Origin of the sequence: Sphingomonas mali NBRC 15500 (genome assembly GCF_001598415.1) — a bacterium.
GTDB lineage: Bacteria > Pseudomonadota > Alphaproteobacteria > Sphingomonadales > Sphingomonadaceae > Sphingomonas > Sphingomonas mali.
The window spans coordinates 57,887-82,290 of record NZ_BCYX01000018.1; the positions used below are offsets into that span (position 1 = coordinate 57,887).

Genomic DNA, 24,404 nt, shown 5'->3' on the forward strand with positions numbered 1-24,404 from the left:
TTGTCGAAGGGCGTGTTCCGGGCATGGGCTTCGACAAGCTCAGCCCGAACGGGGGGAGGGCGTTGGCGTTTACTGGGCGAGCGTGGCCTGTCCGGCCGGCGGTGCCGCGAGCGAGGGGGCGGAGGCCGCCGGCGCTACCGGCGCGATCTTGCCGGCGAGCGTCTGCACCTTGGTCCCCGGCTGCGCCATCTGCGTGCCGACGATGACGACGCGGTCGGCATTGGTCAGCCCGCCGCGGATCATGCGGAGACCATCGACCACCGGGCCGAGTTGTACCGGCTTGGCGGCGACGCTGCCGTCCTTGGCGACGACCAGCACCGTCTTGCGCGCCTGATCCGTGACAATCGCGGTGTCGGGCACCATCAGCGCGCGGCTGCGGCCACCGGTTGCCAGGCGCATGTTGCCGAACATGCCGGGGGTCAGGAACAGGTTCGGGTTGTCGAGCACGGCGCGGCCGCGGATCGTCCCCGATTTCATGTCGAGCCCGTTGTCGGTGAAGTCGAGTCTGCCCTTCCAGCGATAGTCGCTCTCGTCCTGCAGCTTGACCTCGATCGGCGAGGCGGTGCCGGCACCGGCGCGCTTGGCCTTGAGGAACAGCGCCTCCGATCCGTCGAAGCTGAAGTAGATCGGGTCGAGCGCGTTGATCGTGGTCAGCAGCGTCGCATTGCCGCCTTCGCCCGCTGCGACGAGGTTGCCGGCGTCGATCTTGCGGTCGGAGATCCGGCCCGAGATCGGTGCGCGAACGACGGTGAACTCCATGTCGAGAGCACGGGCGCGGACCCGCGCCTGAGCAGCGGCGAGCGCGGCAGTGGTCGCCTGGACGCGGGCGCGCAGGCGATCGAGCTCGCTCTTCGACACGCCGTCGACATCGACCAGCCGCGACGCGCGGTCATAGTCGGCGCGGGCAAGCGCGAGGTCGCTATTGGCAGTCGCGACGCCGGCGCGTGCCTCGGCCAAGGCGGCGGCATAAGGACGCGGGTCGATCGTGAAGAGCGGCTGGCCCGCGCGGACGATCTGGCCGTCGGTGAAGTGGATCGCGGTCACCGCGCCCGAGACGCGCGGACGCACCTCGACCGAGCGGCTCGGCTCGAAGCGGCCGACATAATCGTCCCATTCGGTCACGTCGCGTTCGAGCGGGGTGGCGACGGTGACGGTCGGCGGCGGCGGCGCGGCCATTGCGGGGGCCGAGCGATGGACCAGGCCGTAGCCGGCGGCGAGCAAAGCGACGGGGGCGGCGACCCAGGCGGCACGCTGCCACAAGAGACGGCGCCCCGGCGCGGCGCCCTCAAGCGGCTGCGCGGCGGCATCGTCGTTGATCGGGGTGATCATGTTCATCGGCGGAAGCTCCGGGGAAGATTGGTGCGGATCGCGTTGATCCGGAAGAGCAGGGTTTCGTACTGGTCGAGCGTGAAGCCGGCGGCGAGAAAGGCGCGGACTTCGGCCGGCGCGACCGAGAAGCCGCGATACCAGCTCAGCACCGCGATGCGGCGCAACGCCTCGAGCCGTGGATCGGACAATGCCGTCTTGACCGCGCCGCCGAATGCCCAGCGGAACGCGCGGGCAACCGGACCGGGTCGATTGATCGACGACAACCGGTCGCGCTGGGCAAGATCGACGACTTGCCATTCGAGCGCGGAGAAATCGGCCCGTTTCGGGGTGAAGCTGCGGGGCGCCACCGGAGACCGATCGAGCAGCGCGCCGCCGCCGGCGGGGGCGAAATCGAGATAGGCCATGGCGTGTCCTCCTTATTGTTGGGGCCGCCGCAGGGGGCGCGCGGCGGCCCATGCCCGGCGATGGGGGGTAGTCGCCGGGGTGATCCGATGAAGATGTGACAAGTCATGCGCTCCGGCACCGCATCGGGCGCCGGGGGGCGAGGGCTCATCCCTGTAATACGCAAACGCTAGAAGCGGGTGCCCGTTCGGCCGTTCATCCGGTCTCTTCCCTTTGACCCAAAGGACGACCCCTGGGCCATCCATCTTCTATACCGAGCAGTATAGAAACTCGGGCGGAACGGTTCAAGGGCTAATTCTATACCGAACGATATTTTTTGCCGCAATAGCGTAAAGCAGAGCTTTACTCAGCGGCTTGGCCACACCGCAAGCGTGGTATCGACCAGCCGCTGCAAGTCCTCGCGTGAGGCGCCCGCGCCGGCCTGGACTGCCATGCCCTGAAGGATCGCGGTCAGGTATTTGGTGATACCCTCGGCATCCACCGGGGTGTGGAAATCGCCCTCGGCCACCGCGCGTTCCATCCGCTCGATCAGCGCCTGGTGCGCGATCCTGCCGCGCTCGAGCACTTCCTGCCGGATGCAATCCGCTTCGGCGCCGCAAGCGACCGAACTGATCACGCCGAGACATCCCCGCGGGTCGTCACGACTGGTCTGGTTTTCCAGGCTGCCCTGGAGCAAGCGCTGGGCGACGCCGCGCGCGGTCGGTGCTTCGAGTGCCTGGCCCATATAGCACAGCTTCTCACGCTCGTAGAGGTCGAGCGCCTTGCGGAACAAGGCTTCCTTGTTGCCGAACGCGGCATAGAGGCTGGGGCGGGTGATGCCCATCGCATCGGTGAGGTCGGTCATCGACGCGCCCTCATATCCCTTGCTCCAGAACACACGCAGAGCCGCCGTCAACGCTTGGTCGACGTCGAATTCGCGCGGGCGGCCACGGAGGACGGCAGTTTCCATATCGGTCGGTAGATAATTACCCGGTGCGGCTTTGTCCAGACACGCTCCCTACCCAGCTTGGGCGCCCAGCTCGGATGGTTGTCAGCATGTGGCGGTTCCCGGCATAGTCGCGCGATGACGAACAGGGTCGAGGAACTGGCGCCGGACGCCGCCATCGTGCTGGCCGATCGCACGGCGCCGGCGGTCTTCCGCGGGATCGCCGCCGACTGGCCGGCGGTGAAGGCGGCCGACCCCGGCGCCTATCTGGCGCGGTTCGACACAGGCAAACCGATCAATGTGGCGATCGCGCCGCCTGAGGCCGATGGGCGACTGGGGTACAATGCCGACATGTCGGCGCTGACCTTTGTCCGCGACTCGGGAACGCTTGCCTGGCTGTTTGCCCGGCTCGACACTGCCGCGCGCGCCTCGCCGCCGCCGGCGATCGCGGCGCAGGCGGTGATGGTGCCCGAGGCGCTGCCGGGCTTCGAAGCCGAGAACCGAATGCCGCTGGCGCCGGAAGGTGTGGCGCCGCGCATCTGGATCGGCAATTGCGTGCGGGTCGCGACGCATCATGACATGAACAGCAATATCGCCGTGGTGATGGCGGGGCGGCGGCGCTTCACCCTGTTTCCGCCCGATCAGGTTGCCAATCTCTACATCGGTCCGATCGAGTTTACCCCAGCGGGCACGCCGATCGGTCTGTTCGATCCCGACGAACCCGATTTCGACCGCTTCCCACTGGCGCGCGAGGCCATGGCGCATGCCCAGGTCGTCGAACTCGAGCCAGGCGATGCCCTCTTCATTCCGCATATGTGGTGGCACCATGTCCGCTCGCTCGATCCGGTCAGCATCCTGGTCAATTATTGGTGGGACGAGGCGCCCGCGCCGCAGCCGGGGCTCGCGCCGCTCGACACGATGGTCCACGCGATCCTGGCTTTCTCCGGCCTGCCCGAAAACCAGCGCGCGGCGTGGCGGGCGATGTTCGACGAATTCGTGTTCGGCCCGCCGCCCGACCATGTGCCCGAGGAGCGGCGCGGCATTCGCGGGAAGTTGAGCGAGGACAGCAAGGCACGGGTTCGGCGGCAATTGGGGCAGATGATGTCGCGATAGAGCCTTAAACTGGCCAACTAGATTCAACGCCTCCCCGGCGAAGGTCGGGGTCTAGTTTCGCGTACTTGGAGAGGACATCCCGCCCTCGGCGGTGCATCGCGGCTGGGCCCCGGCCTTCGCCGGGGAGGCGTAAACCCAAACAGCCCTCGGATTATTTCGCGACTGTTGCCACCGGCTGCGCCGCGCCACTCGCCTCGCCGCCGATCCACGTTTCGCGCACGGCAAAATCATCGTCGAGCAGGACGAGATCGGCGCGCATGCCGGCGGCGATCGTACCGGTCTGGCCGCTCAGCCCCAGGAACGCCGCGGGTGTCGCCGAGGCCATCGTCACCGCCGCCGCGAGCGAGACGCGGCCGCGCTCGACCATGCCTTTGACGGCGCCCGCCATGGTCAGCGTCGAGCCGGCGAGCACGCCATCCGCGCCATGCAAGGTATCGCCGTCGCGCCAGATCTCGCGGCCCTGGAGCACGAAGCGCGTCTCGTCGCTGCCGACGCTGGGCATGGCGTCGGTCACCAGCATCAGCCGATGCTGCCCCTTGGCGCGGACCGCGACGCGCAATGTGGCGTCGTGGAGATGATGGCCGTCGGCAATGATGCCGGCGTAAGTGGAGTCATCCTCCAACGCGGCGCCGACCATGCCTGGCGCGCGGTTGGCGAGCTGCGACATGGCGTTGAACAAATGCGTGAAGCCGGTCAGCCCCGCATCGATCGCGGCGCGGACGGTCTCGTAGCGCGCGTCCGAATGGCCTGCGCTGACGACGACGCCCTTGGCAGCGAGATGCGCGATCTGCGCGGGCGTCGCGCATTCGGGCGCGAGCGTGACCATCGTCTTGCCGCGCTTGGCCGAGGTCAGCAGGTCGAGATAATCGTCCTCGAGCGGCTTGAGCTTGTCGACCGAATGGATGCCGTGCCGTGCGCTGGACAGGAACGGTCCCTCGATATGGATGCCGAGCACGCCGGGCAGTCCGGCGTCGATCGCGGCATCGACCGCGCGGATGCCGGCGTCGACCACCGAGAGATCGTCGCTGATCAAGGTCGGCAGCAGACCGGTCGTGCCATAATGGCGATGCGTCTCTGCGATGACACGGATCGTCTCGACGCTGGGATCGTCGTTGAACAGCCGCCCGCCGCCGCCATTGACCTGGGTGTCGATGAAGCCGGGGAGCAGCAAGCGGCCGCCGAGATCGACGATCCGCGCATCCTGCGGCGGGGCCGACGAGATCGCGCAAATCTCGCCATCGCCGATCACGACACAGACATCGTCGCGCAGGCCGGAGAGCAGCAGCACGCGGGCATTGGTGAGCGCGGTGCGAGTCATACCGTTTCGGTCACCTTGGCGAGATGCGGGGGGCGGTCGGGATCGCGGCCACGCGCAACGGCGAGCGCGTTGGCGAGGCGGTAGAAGCTCTGGACGAGCAACAACGGCTGGAGCACCGGGTGCGCCTCCAGGCTGGGCAGGCGCAGCCCGGGCGCATCCTTCAACCCGGCGCTCAGTACCAGCGCGCCGCGCTCGGCGAATTCGGGCGCGAGGTCGGCGACGCTGTCGCGCGATTCGTCGTCCTGGCCGAGCAGCAGGACGGGAAAGCCCTTTTCGACAATCGCCATCGGGCCGTGGCGGACCTCGGCGGCGCTGAACGCCTCGGCATGGAAGCCGCACGTCTCCTTGATCTTGAGCGCCATTTCCTGCGCGATGCCGAACGCCGGGCCGCGCGCGACGACATAAAGGTTGGTGGCGTTGCGCAGCGGCTCGAGCGCGGGCGACCAATCGAGCGCCCAGGCTTGCTCCAGCAATCCCGGCAGCCCGTCGAGCGCGGCGAGCAACTCGCCATCCTCCGCCCAATCGGCGATCAGATGGACCAGCGCGGCGACGCTGGTGATGAACGACTTGGTCGCGGCGACGCTCTTTTCGGGGCCCGCGGCAAGCGGCAGGAAAGTGTCCGCAAGTGCCGCGAGCGGCGAGCTTTCGTCGTTGACCAAGGCAACCAGCCGCGCGCCACCCGCTTTGGCCATCTCGGCGGCGGCAATCAGGTCCGGGCTGCGGCCCGATTGCGAGATCGCCAGCATCAGGGTGCCGGCATAATCGGGTGCCGAATCGTAGACCGAGGAAACGGAGGGTGCCGCCGAGCTGGTCAGCAGGCGCAGGTGCGTTTCGACCAGATAGCGCGCGACGGTCGCGGCATTGTCCGAGCTGCCTCGCGCCAGGGTCACAACCGCGCGCGGCGGGTCCTGACGCAGCGCTGCGGCCAAGGCCATGCGCGCGTCGCGCTGGCGCCGCGTCTGGCGCGCGACGGCATCCGCCGCTTCGGCGGCTTCGGCGAACATCAGCGTATTCTGGGGAAGGAGCGGCACGGAAATCTCAGGCTGGTGGGACATTGAGTTCGGCGACGAAGTCATAAGCATCGCCTCGATACCATGATTTGGTGAATTCGACCGTACGGCCATCGTGCGTATAGCCGCGGCGTTCGATTTCGAGACCAGGCGAGTTACGCGGAATCGCCAATAACTCGGCCTGCTCGTCGGTGAACAAGACTGCACGGAAACGCTGCAGCACGCGCACCGGACGGTCATCGCCCAATGCGTCGTAGAGCGATTCGCCCACCGCTTCGAGCCCCGGCAGCGAGCTCGCCGGGACAGTCGCATATTCGAGCGCCATCGACACGCCGTCGGCATAGCGGATGCGGGTGAAGCGATAAACCTGGCTGCCCGGGCTCAGCCCCAGCGCCATCGCCTCCTCGGGCGCGACCGTACCTTCCGTGCGCGCCAGCCATTCGCTGTGCGGCACGCGGCCACGCGACTGCATGTCCTCGGTGAAGGACGAGATCGTCGCGAAATTCTTTTCGACGCGCGCGGCGACGAAGGTGCCCGCGCCCTGGCGCCGGGTCAGCATCCGCGCGTCTACCAGCCCGTCCAGCGCTTTGCGCACGGTGACGCGCGAGACGTTATAGGCCTGGGCAAGATCGCGTTCGGGGGGCAGCGCTTCGTCAGGCGCCAGCACCTGCCGCTCGATCGCGGTGCGGAGCACGCGCTGCAGCTGCTGGTACAGCGGCGCGGTATCTCCTTCCGGCAGTCTTCCTACGCGATCGACGAACATGGCGGACAACCCCCTGACGCGACATTCCTTAAGCCAACATATAATGCCATTTCAATACCAAAGTTGGAAATATTCACACTGGTATTGTTTTTGGTATTGCAATTTAATGACCATTGCGCCTTTATGACCCGCGCAGCAGACCTGATCGGGGCCGAAAATGAGCCCGGACAGGGCAGGCAACGACAGTTGGTCGTACTTTGGTACAGTCCAATCCAGGGGTTTGAAGGGGAAGATCATGGTTACGTTCCAAGCCAAAACGCATCGGGCAATGTTCGCCTGTACCGCAAGCGTATTCGCGCTGACTATGGCGTCGCCTGCTTTTGCGCAGGCCGCTCCAGCAGCGGCGGCGCCTGCCGATGTCGGGGGCGGCGGTCAAGCTACCACCGCCGATCCGCAGGACCAGAGCAACGACATCGTCGTCAGCGGCATCCGCGCCTCGATTCAGGCGTCGCTCGACTCGAAGCGCGCCAATGACGTCGTCTCCGAAGTCGTCACCGCGCAGGATATCGGCAAATTTCCCGACAAGAACGTCGCCGACTCGCTCGGCCGTCTGACCGGCGTCAACGTCGTCACCGGATCGGCGAATGCTGGCGGCTTCGGCGAGAACCAGTCGGTGTCGATCCGCGGTACCGATCCGACGCTCAACCTGACGTTGCTCGATGGCCATTCGGTCGCGACCGGCGATTGGTTCGTGCTCGACCAGACCAGCGGCGGGCGCAGCTTCGACTTCAGCCTGTTGCCGTCGGAAATCGTCGGCAAGCTGGAAGTCTATAAATCGTCCGAAGCCGATCTGCCCGAAGGCGGCATCGGCGGCACGATCAACCTCCACAGCCGGCGCCCGCTCGATCTGCCGGCCAATTCGTTCAGCCTTACCGCCCAGGCCAATTACAACGACCTGGCCGACAAGGTGAAGCCGCAGGTCTCGGGACTCTATAGCTGGAAGAACCAGGCCGGGACGGTCGGCGTCCTGATCGCGGGCTATTATCAGGAGCGCGAGTTCCGCCGCGATGGCCAGGAATTCCTCGGCTACACCACCTACAACAATTTCGCCGGCACCGGTCAGACCGTCACCGCGCCCAATCTGATCGGCGCGGCCTATTTCAGCCAGAAGCGCGTCCGCAAGGGCGGCACCGTCGCGCTGCAATACAAGCCGAACGATCAGTTCGAGGTGACGCTGAACGGCATCTACACGCGGATGGACGCCAACAACGTCAACCGCAACTCGATGGCGTGGATCAGCCGGGTGATCGGCAGCAATTCGACCCCGGGGTCGCCGACCAACGCATTGGGTCCGTACACCGTCACCAACGGGTATCTGACGGCGGCATCGTGGAACCAGCTCGATGCCAGCGGCAACCCGATCCAGGGTCGCGTCCAGGACGACATCTTCCGCGACGCCTATTCGTCGACCTGGGTGATCAACCTAGAGACCGAGTGGAAGCCGACCGATCGCCTGACCTTGTCCGGGGAAGTGGGCTACACCAAGGGTGAGGGTGCCACCAAGGACACCTATGCCTGGGAAACCTATTGGGACACCGGCGTCAATTATGCGCTCGCCGGCAAGGGTGCGACGGTCAATTATCCCGGGCTGCCGACCGATCCCAAGTCGGCCGCGTACCTCAACAATTATTACAGCTGGTCGTGGGGCGGCCGCATCCTGTCGCCCGACAAGGAAACCTATGTCCGCGGCGACGCCGAATATAAGTTCGACGGCGATTTCCTGAAGTCGATCAAGATCGGCGGTCGCTACACCGACCATACGCGTGAAGTGAACTACACCGCTTATTCCTGGGCGGGGAACGGCCTCTATTCGGGTACCAAAGGCGTTGGGCTCGGCACCGTATTCAACGGCGGCACGACGCCGGACGATTTCCTCGACGGCCTGATCGCCTTCCCGCCTTATTCGATCGCCGACAAGGACAAGGTGCTGGCCGAGCTTTCCACCAATGGTGGGCGGCAATTCGCTTTCTATCCTCAGGCGAGCTTCTCGGTGAAGGAGAAGACCGAGGCCGTCTATGCGATGGCCAAGCTGGGCGGCGAGAGCCAGGGCTGGCGTGGAAATATCGGCGTGCGCGCCGTCCATACCGATCTCAACACGCTGCAATATTCGCCCAACGCGCTCGTCGCGAACGCTGTCAGCCCGTTCTGCGGTACCTGTGGGACGGTGACCGTCGACCGCAGCTATTGGGATATCCTGCCCAGCGCCAACCTGACCGTCAACGCGATGCCCAATCTGCTGATCCGCGCGAGCGCGGCGAAGACGATGACACGGCCGGGTTATGCCCAGCTCGCCGGCGCCTTCACCGTCAGCGACCTCGCGCTGACCGGTACTTCTGGGGGCAATCCTTATTTGGATCCGACCCGTGCCTGGCAGTTTAACCTTGCTGCCGAGTGGTATTACGGCAAGCAGTCGCTGTTCTCGGTCAATTTGTTCTACCTCGACATCGACTCGTACATCACGACCACCACCACGACGCAGTTCCTGATCACGCAGCAGCACCCGGCGGGTGCGAACTTCCAGATCACCGGCCCGATCAATGGAAAGGGCGGCACCAACAAGGGTGTCGAGGTCAACTGGCAACAGCCGATCTATGGCGGATTCGGCCTGCTGGCGAACTACACTTATGCCGATGCCAAGGCGGCCGGCGGCGGCGTCATCGACGGCAATTCGAAGCACACGTTCAACGTGACGGCCTATTACGAGAATTCGCTGATCTCGACCCGCTTCGCCTACACCTTCCGCTCGAAATTCCGCTCGGGCATCGATCGCTCGACACCGATGTGGCAGGCCGATTTCGGGACGCTCGACGGCTCGCTGACGCTCAACGTGACCAAATATTTCGCGCTGACCGCCGACGCGCAGAATCTGCTCAACCACAAGCTCTATTACTTCGTCGGCGACCCCTCGATCCCGCGCGCTTATTACAACAATGGCCGCACCTTCTGGGTCGGTGGCAAAGTCCACTTCTAACCTGTCGCGTATCGGCAAGACCGAATAGGATTACCCGATGCGCACCACCCTGTTCGCCGCCGTCATGATCTCGAGCATGCCGGCGGCGGCATGGGCGTCACCCAACCTCCCCCTGCTGCCGATGCCTGCGACGGTGACGTCACAGGCCGGCAGCTTTTCTTTTGTCCGCGCGACGATCGCCGCCGACGATGCCGGCGGTGCGGCCGCCGCGCGACGGCTGGCCGAACTCGTTGCGCGCACCGGCGGGCCGAAGCTTGTATTGGCGAAGGGTGGCGCGATCCGGTTCCGGCGCGATCCGGCGATCAAGGGTGAAGAGGCCTATCGCCTGCGCGTGACGCCGGCTGGCGTCACGGTATCGGCGTCGAGCGACACCGGGTTGTATTATGGCGCGACCACCTTGTGGCAGCTGATCGCCGCGTCGGCCGACGGCCGGATCGGCGCGGTGACGATCGACGACGCGCCCGCTTTCACCTGGCGCGGCGTGATGCTCGATTCCGCGAGGCACTTCCAGCCGCCGGCCTATGTCAAACAGCTGATCGATCGCCTGGCGATGGAGAAGCTCAACGTCTTGCAATGGCATCTGACCGACGATCAGGGATGGCGGATCCAGATCGACAAATATCCGCGCCTGACCGCGGTGGGCGCGTGGCGCCAGCCGGCGGGCGCGGCTGGCGTCGACCCGAAGACGGGGCAAAAAGTGCGCTATGGCGGCTTCTACACCAAGGCGGAGATCCGCGAGATCGTCGCTTACGCCGAGGCGCGCCACGTCACGATCGTGCCCGAGATCGACATGCCGGGGCATGCCACCGCGGCGATCGCCGCCTATCCCGAGCTCGGCTCGACCGCGACCCCGCCCAAGGCGCCGAGTTCCGACTGGGGGGTGATGTACAATCTGTACAACACCGACGACGCGACCTTCACTTTCCTGACCAACGTGCTCGACGAAGTGCTCGAGCTGTTTCCGTCGCGCTACGTCCATGTCGGCGGCGACGAGGCGGTCAAGGACCAGTGGAAAGCCGATCCGCGCATGCAGGCGCGGATCAAGGCGCTGGGGCTGAAGGACGAGGAGCAGCTCCAGGGCTGGTTCATGGCGCGGATCGGCGCCCATCTCCAGAAACACGGCCGGCGGCTGGTCGGCTGGGATGAGATATTGGAAGGGAAGGTGCCGCCCTCGGCGACGGTGATGTCGTGGCATGGCGTCGACGGTGCGATCACCGCGGCCAAGGCCGGGCATGACGCGATCCTGTCGCCGTCGCCCGATTTCTACCTCGATCATATCCAGAGCGATTCCGGCGATGAGCCGCCGGGGCGTGGTGGGGTGATGGACTGGAAGCATATCTATACGTTCGATCCGCTGCCCGCCGTGTTGAGCGCGGACGAACGCCGGCATCTGCTCGGGGTGCAGGTCAATCTGTGGACCGAGCATGTCCGCACGACCGCTTATGCCGACCGCATGCTGTGGCCGCGCGCGGCGGCGCTTGCCGAACTCGGCTGGACGCCCGCGGCGAAGCGCGACTGGAAGGGGTTCGCGGCGCGGTTGCCGGCGGAGTTCGCACGCTATCGGCGGCTGGGGCTGGGGTACAATATGACTCCGCTCGAACCGCTGGCGAGTGTCGATGGCGGCGGCGGCAAAGTGACCGTGAAGCTGCGCCAGCAGGCCGATGTCGGCGTGCTCCGCTATACTACCGACGGCAGCGCGCCGACGGCGGCGTCGCCGGTCTATGACGACGCGCTGACCTTGCCGGAAGGGACCCGGCTGCGCGCGCGTGCCTTTGCCGGCGACGATCCACTCGGCATCGGGCGCGACTGGACGCTGACCGGCGCCCTGTTGCGGACGCGCACCGCGACCGAGATGGACTTGTGCACTGCTGCCGTGTCGCTGCGGCTCGAGGATGACGGCGCGACCGACGGCGTGCGCCGGGTGCATTGGGGCGACATCTTCCATCCTTGCTGGATCTGGAAGCGCGCCCCGCTCGACGGCATCGCGTCGCTCTCGGCCGAAGTCGGCCAAGTGCCGTTCAACTTCTCGATCGGCGCTGATCTCGCCAAAGTAGTGTTCGACAAGCCGCGCACCCCGACTGGCGAGCTCGAGGTCAGGCTCGACGGCTGCGACGGTCCGGTGATCGCGAGCATCCCGCTCGGCGCCGCGACACGCAATTCCGGCGTCAGCACGATCTCGGGGTCGCTGCCGCCGCAACAAGGACGCCACGATCTGTGCATGACTTTTACCCAGACCGCACCCGATCCCCTGTGGATGCTCGACCGGCTGACGCTGGACCCGGCGAAATGAGCCTGACCATCGCGAGCCCGCTGGCGGGCTGGGCGACGCGGTTAGCCGACGTGCCCGATCCGGTGTTCGCCGAGAAGATGCTGGGCGACGGCATCGCGATCGATCCGGTCGAGGGACGGCTGGTCGCCCCGGGCGCGGGCGTGGTGCTGTCGGTGCACCCGGCGGGGCATGCGGTAACGCTGCAACTCGATGCCGGTCCGGTATTGCTGATGCATATCGGGCTGGAGACGGTCGGACTGGGCGGCGAGGGGTTCGCATCCAAAGTGGTCGACGGCCAGCGCGTGGCGGCGGGCGACCTGCTGGTCGAATTCGACCTCGATCGGCTGGCCCGGACGGCGAAGAGCCTGATCACGCCGATCATCGTCACCAACGGAGAGGCGTTCGCGGTCGAGGACCCGGTGAGCGACCGCGCGGTCGCTGCCGGTGAGCGGGTGATGTGCTTCCGGGCGCTGGGCGGTGCGGTTACCACGACCGAGCAGGCCGCGCCGACAGCCAGCCGCACGCTCAACCTGCCGCTCGAGCACGGGTTGCACGCGCGACCGGCGGCGCGGATCGCGCAGCTGGCGGCGAGCCATGCCGGAACAATTGAAATCTTGGCACCGTCGGGGCGTGTGGCCTCCGCACGCAGCGCGGTGGCGATGCTGGCGCTCGCGCTACCGCATGGCGCCGCGATCACGGTGCGTGGCAGCGATAGCAACGGCGTTGCGGCGGTCGCCGATTTACTCGCGACTGGGATGGGCGAGCTAAAGCCGGTCGGCGGTCCTGCCGAACCGGCGCCGAGCGTTCCCGTTGCCGGACTGCCCTCGGTTCTTAAGGGCGTTACCGCGGTGTCGGGAACGGCGATCGGGCCGGCCTTTCGTCCGATCGACCCGGTAGCCGATATTCCCGAGATCGGCTCGGGTATCGAGGCCGAGCGCGCGGCGCTGATGGTAGCGAAGGATAGCGTGCGCACCGAGCTGTCGGCGGACGCCGCGGGCGAGGGCGATCGCGCGGGCATCGCGGCGGCGCATCTCGCCTTGCTCGACGATCCCGAACTGGCGATCGCGGCGGATGCGACGATTGCGGCGGGCAAGAGTGCGGGGTTCGCGTGGCGGCAAGCGGTCGGCTTCTATGTCGACCAGTTGCGCGGCGCGGGCGACGCGCGCTTTGCCGAGCGGATAGACGATTTCAACGATCTCGGGCGCCGCGTCGTACTCGCGATCCATGGCGCGCCCGATCAGGCGCCACCACCGCCCGGCGCAATCCTGATCGCCGACGAGCTCTATCCGTCGCAATTGATGGCGTTGGGCGAGGCCGGGCTTGCCGGGATCGCGACCGCCCGCGGGGGGACGACCTCGCATGTCGCGATCATCGCGGCGGGGATGGGGCTGCCCATGCTGGTGTCGCTCGGCGATGCGCTGGCACAAGTCGAACCCGGTACCGAATTGGTGATCGAGGACGGTGCGCTTCGTATCGCGCCCGATGCGGCGGACGTGGCGGCGGTGCGCGCGCGGATCGAGACGCGGCAGGCGCGGCGACAAGCGGCGCTGGCGCATGCCGACCAGCCTGCGGTCACGACCGACGGCGCGCGGATCGAGATATTCGTCAATCTCGGCTCGGCCGCCGATGCGCGCGCCGCCGTGGCGGAAGGCGCCGAGGGCTGCGGCCTGCTGCGCACCGAATTCCTGTTCCTCGACCGCGGCACGCCTCCCGACGAGGAGGAGCAACGCGCCGCCTATCAGGCAATCGCCGACGCGCTGGGCGACCGGCCGCTGATCGTGCGTACGCTCGATATCGGGGCGGACAAGCCGGCGCCCTATCTGACGATCGCAGCCGAGGAGAATCCGGCGCTGGGTTTGCGTGGCATCCGCCTCCAGCTCGCGTGGCGCGATCTGCTCGATGCGCAGTTGCGTGCGCTGTTGAGGGTCGAGACGCAGGCGCCTCTCAGACTGATGCTGCCGATGGTCGCCGATCGCGCCGAACTGGTCGCGGCGCGAGAGGCGCTGTCGAAGCATGCGGGCGATCTTGGCGTGGCGACTCCCGAACTCGGCATCATGGTCGAGACCCCTGCGGCGGCATTGACCGCCGCGGCACTGGCGGCCGAGGCCAACTTCTTCTCGATCGGCAGCAATGACCTCTCGCAATATGCGCTCGCCCGCGACCGCACCAATCCGGCGGTCGCCGCAGGGCTCGACGGGCTGCACCCTGCTGTGCTGCGGCTGATCGACGAGACCGTGCGCGGTGGCGCGGCGCATGGACGCTGGACCGGAGTGTGCGGCGGGCTCGCCGCCGATCCCGAAGCCGTGCCGTTGCTGATCGGCATGGGCGTGACCGAATTGTCGGTGCCGGGCGCGACGGTTGCCGAGACCAAGGCGTTGGTCCGCACGCTCGATTTGTCGAAATGCCGCGCGGTCGCTGCGCGGGCGCTTACCGCGCCGGATGCCGCTGCGGTGCGCGCGCTCGTCTCTTCTCTGTCGGAGCAAGGCCAATGAAGCTCTCGCTGCAATCGCTCCAGCCGCTCGGCCGCGCGCTGATGCTGCCGATCGCGGTGCTGCCGATCGCGGGGTTGCTGCTCCGTTTGGGTCAGCCCGATCTGCTCGACATCCCGTTCGTCGCGGCGGCGGGCGGGGCGATCTTCGACAATCTCGGCCTGCTGTTCGCACTCGGCATCGGGGTCGGCATCGCCAAGGACAATAATGGCGCGGCGGGGTTGGCCGGTCTGGTCTGTTTCCTGGTCGCGACGCGCGGGGCGATGACCTTGCTTCACGTGCCACCAGAGGCGACTGCTAATCTCGGCGCCAATATGGGCAAGGATATCGCCGCACTTGCCGACGCCGCGTGGCGCGACAAGGCGATCTCCAAGCTGGCGGTGCCAATCGGGATCGCCTCGGGGCTGATCGCGGGAGCGTTCTACAATCGCTATTCGACCATCAGACTGCCCGATTACCTGTCCTTCTTCGGCGGCCGACGCTTCGTCCCAATCCTGGCGGGGTTCGCCGGGCTGGCGCTCGCGGCGTTGGTCGGGTTCGGCTTCGCGCCGATCGACGCTGGGGTGGATGGGCTCAGCTATGGCGTCGTCCAGTCGGGGACGATTGGCCTGTTCGTCTATGGTGTGCTCAACCGACTACTGATCGTCACTGGTCTGCACCATGTGCTCAACAACGTCGCCTGGTTCATCATCGGCGATTTCCACGGCAAGACCGGCGACCTCAATCGCTTCTTCGCCGGCGACCCGAGCGCGGGCGGATTCATGTCGGGATTCTTCCCGGTGATGATGTTCGGCCTGCCGGCGGCGTGCCTGGCGATGTACCGTTCCGCCTTGCCCGAGCGGCGTCAGGCGGTGGGCGGCATGCTGACCTCGATGGCGCTGACCGCCTTCCTGACCGGGGTGACTGAGCCGATCGAGTTCACCTTCATGTTCCTCGCGCCCTTGCTCTACTTCATGCACACGATTCTGACCGGCGTGGCGATGGCGCTGATGCACATTCTGGGCGTGCATCTCGGCTTCGGCTTTTCGGCCGGGTTCTTCGATTATGTGCTCAATTTCTCCAAATCGACGCGACCGTTGCTGCTGCTCCCGGTCGGGCTGGCCTATTTCGCGATCTATTACGGCACCTTCCGCTGGGCGATCGTGAAGTTCGACTTGAAGACGCCGGGTCGCGAGCCCGAGGAGGCGGAGGAGGAAGGGGCGGCCCCGCTACCGGCCGAACGTGGGCTGGCGTTCGTCGAGGCATTGGGCGGGGCGGGCAATCTCGCCAGCATCGATGCGTGCACTACACGGCTCCGGCTGGTGGTCAACGATCAGGGCAAGGTCAGCGAGGCGCGGCTCAAGAAGCTTGGGGCCAGGGGCTTCATCCGGCCGAGCGCGCAGGGACTGCAAGTGGTGCTGGGTCCGATCGCCGATTCGGTGGCGATGGAAATGCGTGCGGCGGCCGGGCCGCTGTCGCCTGCTATGCCTGTGGCCGAGAACCGTCCGACCGTGGCGGCGGCCGATCCGGCGCCGTGGCTCGCCGCCTTGGGCGGACGCGATAACGTTGCCGCGTCCGGCGCCGCATCGAGTCGCTTGTGGGTCGACCTCGCCGATCCGGCGCGCGTCGATGAGGCGGCGCTGCGGCAGCTCGGCGTGCGGATGATCGCGCGGCCGTCGGCCAATGCGCTGCAACTGATTTTGGGCGCCGATGCCGCGTCGGTCGCGGCCGGACTTCAGGCGGCGTAGCCGTTCCGGGCGGTCGTCTCGGCCAGGATGGCGCGGGCGGGCTCGAGTTCGCGCGCATAATGCCGCCAGCGCCCGATCGAACGATCGTTGAGGGGATCCTGGACCTGGGCATAGCTCGGGGTCGGGGCGAAGCGCCGGCTTTCGTGGAAAGCGAGTTGGGCAGGCTCCATCGGCAGACCGATATGCGCCATCAACGCTTCAGTTTCACCCAGCTGCGCGGCGACGAAATTTTCGTAGCGGAGTTGGTGCGGTGCAATCCCCGGCAGTCTGCGCCACTCGGCCATCAGCGTGTCGATCAGCGCATAATGGCGCGCGGCATCCTCGAGCCGATAGCCGCAATTGAAGCCATGGGTGAAATCGTGGCTCATGGCCGAGACCATCACGTCGAGCGGATGGCGCTCGACGGCGATCAATGGCGCGGCGGGGAAAGCGAGCCGTAGCAGTGGCAGATACAGTTCGTTGAGCGGCATCTTGTCGGTAAAGAACGACGTTCCGGTCGCGAGCAGCCCGAACGCTTCGGCCCGAGCGAGATAATGGTCGCGCAGGTCGGTCGCGAGGGTCGATCGGGCGTCGGCCGCCAGCCGGTCGGGATGCGCGGGGAAGGCGCCACCGGTACGCAGGGCAGCAATCTCGGCAATCTCGACGACGAACGGCAATTCGCCGCCGGCGCGGATTTGCGAATGGCTTGTCAGCACTTGTTCGGTCAGCGTCGTGCCTGAACGCGGGAAGCCGATGATGAAGATCGGTTGCGGCACATCATGGCGGATCGGCGCGGGCGGCAGCGTGGCGAAGCGGTCGGGCGCGAAGAATGCGGTCAGGTCGCCGGCCAGGCGCTCGACTTCGGCGCGCGCATAGCGGCGGCCTGACGCCGCGGAAAGCGCGGCCTTGCCGTCGGCGAAGTCGCGCCAAGCCTCAGCGTGGCGGCCCGCGCGGTCGCGCAGACGCCCCCGCTGGAGCAGGGCGGCTCCGGATAGGCTGGGCTCGGCGTCGAGTAACGCCAGCCCGTCGCCCCAATCCTCGGTGCGCGCCAGCAACGCCGCGCGCTGCAAGGTGACGTCGCTGCCCTGCGCCCGCGCCAGCCGCTCGGCGCGGTCGAGCATCGCCGACGCCTCGTCGAACCGCCGGGCCTGTTCGAGCAACTCGGCCAGCCAGGCGAGCGGCGGCAGCGCGTCGGGCATCCCCGCAATTGCGCGGCGCAGCAGCGGTTCGGCATCCGAAAGCGCGCCTTGCCGCTGCAGATTCCGCCCGAGATTGGCGAGCAATTGCGGATGTTCGCCGGCCAGCGCGATCGCGCGGCGCAGATGGGCGGCGCCGGCAACCAGTTCCTCGCGTTCGGACAGGATATTGCCGAGCATCATTTCGGGTTGCGGGTTGCCGGGGTCCGCGGCGATCGCGGCGTGGCAGGCCGCCTCCGCCTCGACGACCCGTCCGCTGTCGAACAGCATCATGGCAAGGTCGTCATGTGGCCAGCGCGGGCGGGAATCGATCGCGATCGCTTCGCGCAACAGGCGTTCGGCACCGCCCGCGTCGCCGCGCGCGCGATGAACCAAAGCGAGGATCTCGATCGCATCGAGCGATGCCCGATCCTGCGACCGCGCTTCGGTCGCCAGCATTTCCGCCTCTACATGGCGCCCGGACTGAAACGCGGCGCGGGCGCGGGCGATCAGATCGCTGGCGGAAGAAAAAGGGGGCATGGCGTCGGATAACGCCATGCCCCGCTCTAAGGAAGCCGATGTAAAAGGGAGGATCGGCTCTGGACTCTAGGATATTCGGGTCGACCGCCGGCAAACGATCTGGAGGCCGGAACCGCCCGCCCTTGCGATGCAAAGGGAAGCTAGGGGCGGGCGGTTCCGGTACGACCGGCATAGCGGCGGGAGGTCGGCGCCGCATATCCCGATCGTAACATAAGGTTGCTGACCAACCTTATGCCGCCAGGCGAGCGAGCCGCCCGTCGGCGCCGAGCAGGGTGACACGGGCCCCGCTCGCGCGCCGCCGCGCCAGCCACTCGCGGAACAGTTCCGCGCAACTGTGGTCGACCGCCGCCAGGCCGCGGACGTCGATCGTCACCGGCTTGTCGCTGGGCGCCCTGTCCAGCGCATCGCTCAATCGCGGCAACTGGACGAAGGTCGCGGTGCCCGACAGGCTGATCGCGGCATGCTCGTCCACTTCGTGATGATCGACCCCGAGCTTCAGGCGCTTCACGTGCGGGATCACCTCGATCAGCGACAAAGCGATGCCGACCAGCACGCCGGTCAACAGATCCTCGGCGACGACGATCACCAGGGTCGCCGCCCAGATCACCGCGGGCAAGACGCCGTGATGGCGGAACAGCTCGCGGACATGACTGACATTGACCAGCTTCCAGCCGGTGACGACCAGCACCGCGCCGAGCGTCGCCATCGGGATTTCGCGCAGCAGCCAGGGCAGCAACGCGACGAAGCCCAGGATCCAGACGCCGTGCAGGATCGCGGACAGCCGCGTGGCCGCACCCGCCTGGACGTTGGCCGAGCTGCGCACGATCACGCCGGTCATCGGCAAGGCGCCGGCGGCGCCACATAACAGGTTGCCGATGCCCTGCGCGCGCAATTCCTTGTTATAGTCGGTGCGCACGCCGTCATGCATCTTGTCGACCGCGGCGGCCGACAACAACGTCTCGGCGCTGGCGATGAAGGCGATGGCGAGCGCCGCGACCAGGACCGACGGGTCGAGCCACTTCGCGAAGATCGACGCATCGGGCATGGCCACGGCGGCGGCGATCGATTCCGGGACGTTGACGCGGGTGACATCGAGGCCGAACAGGAAGGCGACCAACGTACCGGCGACCACGCCGAGCAAAGCGCCCGGCACCAGTCGCAGCGGCGCCGGGCGGAATTTCTCCCAGGCGATCATCACGCCGATCGTCAGCAGCGCGATGACGAGCGCGAGTTCGGTCGCGGTCGCGTTGCTCGGGTCGAGGCCGAGCAGGCGGCCCGGCATCGCGGCGAGATTGTCGAGTCCGCTCGACATCGGCTTGGCGTCGAACAGCACGTGGAACTGGCCGACCACGATCAGCACGCCGATGCCGGCGAGCATGCCGTGGACCACGGCGGGCGAGATCGCACGGAACCAGCCGCCGAGCTTGAAGATGCCGGCGACGACCTGGATCAGGCCGGCCAGGATCAGGATCGGGCCCAGCGCGGTCAGGCCCTGATCACGGATCAATTCGAACACGATGACCGCCAGGCCGGCGGCGGGGCCGCTGACCTGGAGGGGGGAGCCCGCCAGCGCACCGACGACGATGCCGCCGATGATGCCGGTGATCAGGCCCTTTTCGGGGGGCACGCCGGACGCGATCGCGATGCCCATGCAAAGGGGCATCGCGACCAGGAAAACGACGATCGAGGCGGTGAAGTCGCGGGCGAGAAAACCGCCCGCCGGCTTGGCCGTGCTCATTCGGCGGCCTCCGCATATTCCTCGCCCATCGCCAGGCGTTGAGCGGCGGCGAGCGCCACCGGCAACGGGCGATCGTCGCGGATCGGCACGAAGCGGCCGGTCTCGCCGTCAAGGCCGAGCATCACGCCCTGATGGATGTCGACGAACCAGCCGTGCAGCGAGATCTCGCCGCGTGCGATGCCGGCCGCGACCGACGGATGGGTACGCAGATGGGCGAGCTGGACGACGACGTTCTCGAGGCTGGCGGCACGAACCTTCTCGCCCTTCTCGAGCGGGCCGTAGCCGGCGCGCACGACGCATTCGGCGGCATGGCTGTGGCGCAGCCAAGCGGCGACATTGGGCATGCCCTCGAGCATTTCCGGGTTCATCAGCGCTTTCATCGCGCCGCAGTCGGAATGGCCGCAGACGATGATGTCGCGGACGCCGAGCGCGAGCACGGCATATTCGACGGTCGACGACACGCCGCCATTTTGCGTCGCGAACGGCGGCACGATGTTGCCCGCATTGCGGCAGACGAACAGGTCGCCGGGCTCGGCCTGCATGATCAGTTCGGGCACGACGCGGCTGTCGGCGCAGGAGATGATCAACGCCTTGGGGCTCTGCCCGTCCACCGCGAGCTTGGCATAGAGGTCGTTGCTGGGAAAAACGCGTTTTTCGAAATCGAAGACGCGTCCGATCAGATCGTTCACGGCAGATGCTCCTCTTGGCTGGTTGCCGGGAAGAGCTAGGGCCTCGAATTTGCCGCAGTGCAGCGCGGACGTAAGGAAATGTTGCCGGGGAGGCGGTTTCCGTGTTGGTCCGTCGCCGCGATCACTTCATCTTGGAGCTGTCGCTAACCCGTTGAAAAACGATCGACCGGCCATAGCGTTCGAACAGCAGCTTGCCGCCGTCGATGCGCAACGGCGTTTTCGCGAAGGCGACCTTGCCGAGGTCGTTCGGCTCGAACCGGACGTGGACAGTCGATGCCGTTGTGCCGTCGAGACGGAAGGCGTCGCTGCGCAGTTCGTATACGCCCAATGCCAGGCGCAACGACACCGGGCGGTCGCCGGATGCCAGCGAAATCACGTCGCTGTCGTCGGACAATTGGCCCCCGACGAAGCGGCCGTCGGCGAGGCCGATTTCGGCATCGAAATACTGCCTCGTCCAGCCCTTGGGCAAATCGAGCACGAGATGCATCTTCGCGTCGGATGCCGGTCGCTGATCGAGCAGCGTGAATCTCGGCGCCGTGACCGGATCGCTCGTCAGGAGCACGCGGTCGCCATCCACGCTCCACGTGCCGCTCGCGCTCTCATCCAGCGCGCCATAAGACAATCCATAGTCGAACCGCCCGTCAGCCTTGAGCTCCAGGCCGACCGCCATTTCCATCTGGTGGCCGTCATAGATGCCGACCAATTGCGAGGCGCCCGGCTGCGCGGTTTGCCCGGCTACGCCGGAAGAGGGGATCGCGACGGCGAACAGTGACAGACCGGCCAGCGCGGCGATCGCGACGCGAGATGATCGGTGGCGGGTGATGAACCCCATCAGGGGATGGTAGGCGCCTTTGCGGCGATGGTACAGATTCAGGTGGCGTCCGGCCGGTTGTCGCGCCGTAGCCGACGAAGGAGCAGGACTAGCCCCGCCAGGATGAAACAAAGCCACGGCACCGCCAGCCAGTCGATCCAGTCCGGGCCGGTCGGCGCACTGACCTGGCTGTCGGTATAAGCGGCCAGCAGCACCAGCGCGACGGCGTGGGCCAGGACCAGCCACAGGCTATGGGACGTGATTGTCCATGAACGCTTGTCCGCCGGCTTTTTCAGCAATGCCCGCAGCGTCGAGAGGAGCGCGGCAACGATGAATATCCCGCCGCCCGCGACAATGACGAGCCCGAGCAACAGGCCGTCTAACCGGATCGAAATGTCGCTCAATCGCCCTCCCTGGCGCCGGCTCCGCTCAATGATCTGATCGCACGAATATCATCGGTCGGATTCAACCGTCACGTTTTTTGCCGCGCAACGCCTTGAACACCTCCGCCGGCCCGGCCGCGAGGCTGGCGGCGATGATGAACCCCAAGGTAAACGGCGCCAGGATGATCCCGATATACGTGCTCATCAGCACGGATTTCTTGATCGGCGCGGGGTCCATGGCCGATCATATCATTTTCGTCGGCGGCTTGGCAGTCCGCCGGGCGCGCTATGCGGCGATCGCCGCCTCGCGCGGCAGCGTGATCCGCGCGCTGAGCCCACCCGATGGCGCATCGCCGAGCGCAAACTCGCCGCCATGCGCCGCTACCGCTCGCTGGACGATCGCGAGGCCGAGGCCGAACCCCTGCGTATCGCGGCCGCGCGCGGCGTCGAGGCGGACGAACGGTTCGAGCGCGCGGGCGCGGTCCTCGGGGGCGATGCCGGGTCCGTCGTCCTCGACCGCGATCGTCACGCGATCGGGGGTCGCATCGAGCCGAATGTCGACGCGCGCTCCATAGTGAAGCGCATTGTCGACCAGGTTGGTGACCGCACGCTTCAGCGCGACGCGGCGGACGATCAGTTCGCAATGATCGGGGCCGTGATATTTCGCCTTGCCGCCGCGATCGACGACATCGTCGGCAAGGGTCGCGCACATCACCGCAAGATCGGTCGCGCTCGGCGCCTCCCCGTCGGCTTCGTCCTCTCCGGACAAATAGGCGAGCAGCGACGCGACCATCTGGTCCATCTCGACCACGTCATGCTGGATCGCGTTGCGCAGCTCGTCTTCGTCGATCGCGTCGGCGCGCAAATGGAGGCGAGCGAGCGGCGTGCGGAAGTCGTGGCCGACCGCGGCGAGCGCCTGGGTGCGATCGGCGATCAATGTGTGGATGCGCGCCTGCATTGCGTTGAACGCGACGATCACGTCGCGCACTTCGCTCGGGCCGCGCTCGGGCACCGCTTCGACTTCGCCATGGCCGACGCGGTCGGCGGCGCGGGCGAGATCGCGCATCGGGCGCAGCATCTGGCGCACCAGCAATCCGCCGATCAGGATCAGCGCGACCGCCGGAGTCAGCGCGAGCAGGATGCGGCTGACTGCCATGTCGAGCGCGCGCACCGGCTGGCGCGTGCGAAAGGTGACCCAGCTGGCATCGTCGAGCCGGAACGCGCCGGTGATGAAGCCGTCACGGCCCGGGGAAGTCAGGCTGAGGCGGAGATCACGCCCATCGAGATCGGGCTCCCAGTCGAGCACTTGCTCGGTCAATTTGTCGAGCGATGGTGCGACCGCGGGCGATTTGGGCAGGACCGCACGCCACGCGACCGCATAGCGCGAGGTGGTGAGCTCGGACGCCATCGTATTGCGCTCGCCGAGCGGCGCTTCCTCGATCAGCTTGCTGGCGATGACGAGATGTTCGGCGAGCCGGTGCGCTTCGTCCTGACGCACCGAGAATTGGCTGGCGCGCTCGTACAGGAACGTGCTCGCGCCATATTCGACCAGCACCGCGAGCAGCAGGATCGCGAAGACACGGCCGATCAGCCCCAAGGTAAGGTGGGGCAGGCGCGTCAACGCCGCTCGACTGCGACGTTGAGCATATAGCCGACGCCGCGCACGGTGATGATCGGGGCGGGCTTGCCCGCGCTCGACAATTTGCGACGCAACCGGCTGATCAGCACGTCGACGCTGCGGTCCGAACTGTCGCCGAGCCGGGTGCGCGACAGCTCGATCAGCCGTTCGCGCGCGATCACGCGCTGGGCATTGTCGCACAAGGCGACGAGCAGATCGAACTCGGCGCCGGTCAGCTCGACTGCGGCACCGGTCGGCGACAGCAATTCGCGGCGCGGCAGGTTGACCGTCCAACCCTCGAAACTGAGCTCGCCCTTCTCGCGATCGGCGGGGCCGCGCTCGACCGCATGGCGGCGCAGCACCGCGCGGATGCGGGCGACCAGTTCGCGCGTGCCGAACGGCTTGGCGAGATAATCGTCGGCGCCGAGTTCGAGCCCCACGACGCGATCGGTCTCGCTGCCTTTGGCCGAGATGAAGATGATCGGCACGTCGCTGGTGCGGCGAAGCTCGCGGCATAAATCGATCCCGCTGGTCCCGGGCAACATGATGTCGAGCAGGACGAGATCGACCGGCCCCTGTTCGAACGCGCGCCACATTTCGGGCGCGGTCGCAGCGGGCCGGACATTGTAGCCATTCTCCTGCAGTGCCCGGGTCGTGAGCGTGCGGAGCGGCGGGTCGTCCTCGACCAGGACGATATTGGGGGCGGTCATCGGACGGCCTCGATCGGTGTCATGCGGTGGACCTAGTCGCGCAGCGCTCCGCCCTCAAGGTTGCCGCCCCGGGGCGGCAATGTTTTGTTACGGAGCGGCAAGGCGGCGCGACGGGCCGAATGGCAGGAAGCGGGCTCTTCAAAAGGAGTCCAATTGTGAAATCCGTCCTGATCGCCGTGGCCGCCGCGCTCGCCCTGCCGCTGCCCGCCGCCGCGCAATCGCTCCATGAGACGCACGATGTCGTCTGGCATCCCTCCGGCAAGACGCCCGCGGCCACCTACCGCATGCGCGATCGTGCGGCGTGCACCACCAGCGCTGGGCATCACCAGTCGGGCAAGACCGCGATGCCGGCGAAGAAGGCCTGCGTCGTGGACGTGGCGAAGGCGCCGGCTCCCACGACGGCGGACGCCGCGATCGCGCGCTGACCCGCATACTCGCCGTCATC

The 24,404-nt window shown here is 66.9% G+C and carries 21 protein-coding genes; 6 read left to right on the forward strand and 15 right to left on the reverse strand.

Annotated features, from left to right (window positions below):
• Positions 1 to 69: 69 nt before the first annotated feature.
• The 3 genes from SMA01S_RS14150 to SMA01S_RS14160 form a co-directional block, all read right to left on the reverse strand.
• Positions 70 to 1,335, reverse strand: a complete 1,266-nt coding sequence (locus SMA01S_RS14150; RefSeq protein ID WP_066823447.1) for an efflux RND transporter periplasmic adaptor subunit — start codon at positions 1,333 to 1,335, stop codon at positions 70 to 72.
• Entirely contained in the window at positions 1,332 to 1,733 is a 402-nt protein-coding gene (locus tag SMA01S_RS14155; protein WP_066823450.1) for a hypothetical protein, read from the reverse strand. The genes SMA01S_RS14150 and SMA01S_RS14155 overlap by 4 nt, the downstream gene beginning before the upstream one ends.
• 344 nt (positions 1,734 to 2,077) lie before the next feature.
• Entirely contained in the window at positions 2,078 to 2,680 is a 603-nt protein-coding gene (locus SMA01S_RS14160) for a TetR/AcrR family transcriptional regulator (protein WP_066823453.1), read from the reverse strand.
• Positions 2,681 to 2,794: 114 nt separating this feature from the next.
• On the opposite strand from SMA01S_RS14160, the gene SMA01S_RS14165 reads away from it, so the two are divergent.
• Complete coding sequence (locus SMA01S_RS14165) at positions 2,795 to 3,769, forward strand: cupin-like domain-containing protein (RefSeq protein ID WP_066823456.1); 975 nt, start codon at positions 2,795 to 2,797, stop codon at positions 3,767 to 3,769.
• Positions 3,770 to 3,920: 151 nt separating this feature from the next.
• Here the strand turns inward: SMA01S_RS14165 and nagA are convergent, their stop codons facing one another.
• Genes nagA through SMA01S_RS14185 form a run of 4 tightly spaced genes read right to left on the reverse strand, consistent with a single transcriptional unit; the run spans position 3,921 to position 7,097 of the window.
• A complete protein-coding gene (gene nagA, locus SMA01S_RS14170) occupies positions 3,921 to 5,087 on the reverse strand; it encodes an N-acetylglucosamine-6-phosphate deacetylase (RefSeq protein ID WP_066823467.1) in 1,167 nt (388 codons plus the stop codon).
• Positions 5,084 to 6,142 carry an SIS domain-containing protein gene (locus tag SMA01S_RS14175; protein ID WP_066823470.1) on the reverse strand — a complete coding sequence of 353 codons (1,059 nt, stop codon included), beginning with the start codon at positions 6,140 to 6,142 and terminating at the stop codon, positions 5,084 to 5,086. The genes nagA and SMA01S_RS14175 overlap by 4 nt, the downstream gene beginning before the upstream one ends.
• Positions 6,126 to 6,860 carry a GntR family transcriptional regulator gene (locus SMA01S_RS14180; protein ID WP_066823473.1) on the reverse strand — a complete coding sequence of 245 codons (735 nt, stop codon included), beginning with the start codon at positions 6,858 to 6,860 and terminating at the stop codon, positions 6,126 to 6,128. Before SMA01S_RS14180 ends, SMA01S_RS14175 begins: the two co-directional genes overlap by 17 nt.
• A gap of 51 nt (positions 6,861 to 6,911) precedes the next feature.
• Positions 6,912 to 7,097 carry a hypothetical protein gene (locus tag SMA01S_RS14185; protein ID WP_066823476.1) on the reverse strand — a complete coding sequence of 62 codons (186 nt, stop codon included), beginning with the start codon at positions 7,095 to 7,097 and terminating at the stop codon, positions 6,912 to 6,914.
• On the opposite strand from SMA01S_RS14185, the gene SMA01S_RS14190 reads away from it, so the two are divergent.
• Genes SMA01S_RS14190 through nagE form a run of 4 tightly spaced genes read left to right on the forward strand, consistent with a single transcriptional unit; the run spans position 7,096 to position 16,316 of the window.
• On the forward strand, positions 7,096 to 9,831 hold the full coding sequence (locus SMA01S_RS14190; protein WP_245649283.1) for a TonB-dependent receptor: 2,736 nt from the start codon (positions 7,096 to 7,098) through the stop codon (positions 9,829 to 9,831). The genes SMA01S_RS14185 and SMA01S_RS14190 overlap by 2 nt on opposite strands.
• Before the next feature lie 37 nt (positions 9,832 to 9,868).
• Positions 9,869 to 12,121: a family 20 glycosylhydrolase gene (locus SMA01S_RS14195; protein WP_066823479.1), complete on the forward strand. Its 2,253-nt coding sequence runs from the start codon at positions 9,869 to 9,871 to the stop codon at positions 12,119 to 12,121.
• On the forward strand, positions 12,118 to 14,592 hold the full coding sequence (gene ptsP / locus SMA01S_RS14200) for a phosphoenolpyruvate--protein phosphotransferase (protein WP_066823482.1): 2,475 nt from the start codon (positions 12,118 to 12,120) through the stop codon (positions 14,590 to 14,592). The genes SMA01S_RS14195 and ptsP overlap by 4 nt, the downstream gene beginning before the upstream one ends.
• Entirely contained in the window at positions 14,589 to 16,316 is a 1,728-nt protein-coding gene (gene nagE / locus SMA01S_RS14205; RefSeq protein ID WP_066823486.1) for an N-acetylglucosamine-specific PTS transporter subunit IIBC, read from the forward strand. Before ptsP ends, nagE begins: the two co-directional genes overlap by 4 nt.
• Here nagE and SMA01S_RS14210 read toward each other — a convergent pair.
• From SMA01S_RS14210 to SMA01S_RS14240, 8 genes are all read right to left on the reverse strand, one after another.
• On the reverse strand, positions 16,304 to 18,028 hold the full coding sequence (locus SMA01S_RS14210) for a tetratricopeptide repeat-containing sulfotransferase family protein (protein WP_066823489.1): 1,725 nt from the start codon (positions 18,026 to 18,028) through the stop codon (positions 16,304 to 16,306). The two genes, nagE and SMA01S_RS14210, sit on opposite strands and share 13 nt — an antisense overlap.
• 211 nt (positions 18,029 to 18,239) lie before the next feature.
• Positions 18,240 to 19,748, reverse strand: a complete 1,509-nt coding sequence (locus SMA01S_RS14215) for a SulP family inorganic anion transporter (protein WP_066823492.1) — start codon at positions 19,746 to 19,748, stop codon at positions 18,240 to 18,242.
• Positions 19,745 to 20,437 (reverse strand): carbonic anhydrase, encoded by a 693-nt coding sequence (locus SMA01S_RS14220; protein ID WP_066823496.1) that lies wholly within the window; start codon positions 20,435 to 20,437, stop codon positions 19,745 to 19,747. Before SMA01S_RS14220 ends, SMA01S_RS14215 begins: the two co-directional genes overlap by 4 nt.
• A 121-nt stretch (positions 20,438 to 20,558) precedes the next feature.
• Entirely contained in the window at positions 20,559 to 21,269 is a 711-nt protein-coding gene (locus tag SMA01S_RS14225; RefSeq protein WP_066823499.1) for a hypothetical protein, read from the reverse strand.
• A 38-nt stretch (positions 21,270 to 21,307) separates the two neighbouring features.
• Positions 21,308 to 21,652: a hypothetical protein gene (locus tag SMA01S_RS14230; protein ID WP_066823502.1), complete on the reverse strand. Its 345-nt coding sequence runs from the start codon at positions 21,650 to 21,652 to the stop codon at positions 21,308 to 21,310.
• 61 nt (positions 21,653 to 21,713) lie between these two features.
• On the reverse strand, positions 21,714 to 21,869 hold the full coding sequence (locus SMA01S_RS24590; RefSeq protein ID WP_157093948.1) for a hypothetical protein: 156 nt from the start codon (positions 21,867 to 21,869) through the stop codon (positions 21,714 to 21,716).
• Between the two features lie 48 nt (positions 21,870 to 21,917).
• Positions 21,918 to 23,252, reverse strand: coding sequence for an ATP-binding protein (locus tag SMA01S_RS14235; protein ID WP_066823506.1), 1,335 nt, complete (start codon positions 23,250 to 23,252; stop codon positions 21,918 to 21,920).
• The gene (locus tag SMA01S_RS14240; RefSeq protein ID WP_066823509.1) at positions 23,249 to 23,959 is read right to left on the reverse strand and encodes a response regulator; all 711 of its coding nucleotides are present in this window, start codon (positions 23,957 to 23,959) and stop codon (positions 23,249 to 23,251) included. The genes SMA01S_RS14235 and SMA01S_RS14240 overlap by 4 nt, the downstream gene beginning before the upstream one ends.
• A 155-nt stretch (positions 23,960 to 24,114) precedes the next feature.
• Here SMA01S_RS14240 and SMA01S_RS14245 point away from each other — a divergent pair, with 155 nt between their 5' ends.
• Complete coding sequence (locus SMA01S_RS14245; RefSeq protein ID WP_066823512.1) at positions 24,115 to 24,384, forward strand: hypothetical protein; 270 nt, start codon at positions 24,115 to 24,117, stop codon at positions 24,382 to 24,384.
• Positions 24,385 to 24,404 lie beyond the last annotated feature (20 nt).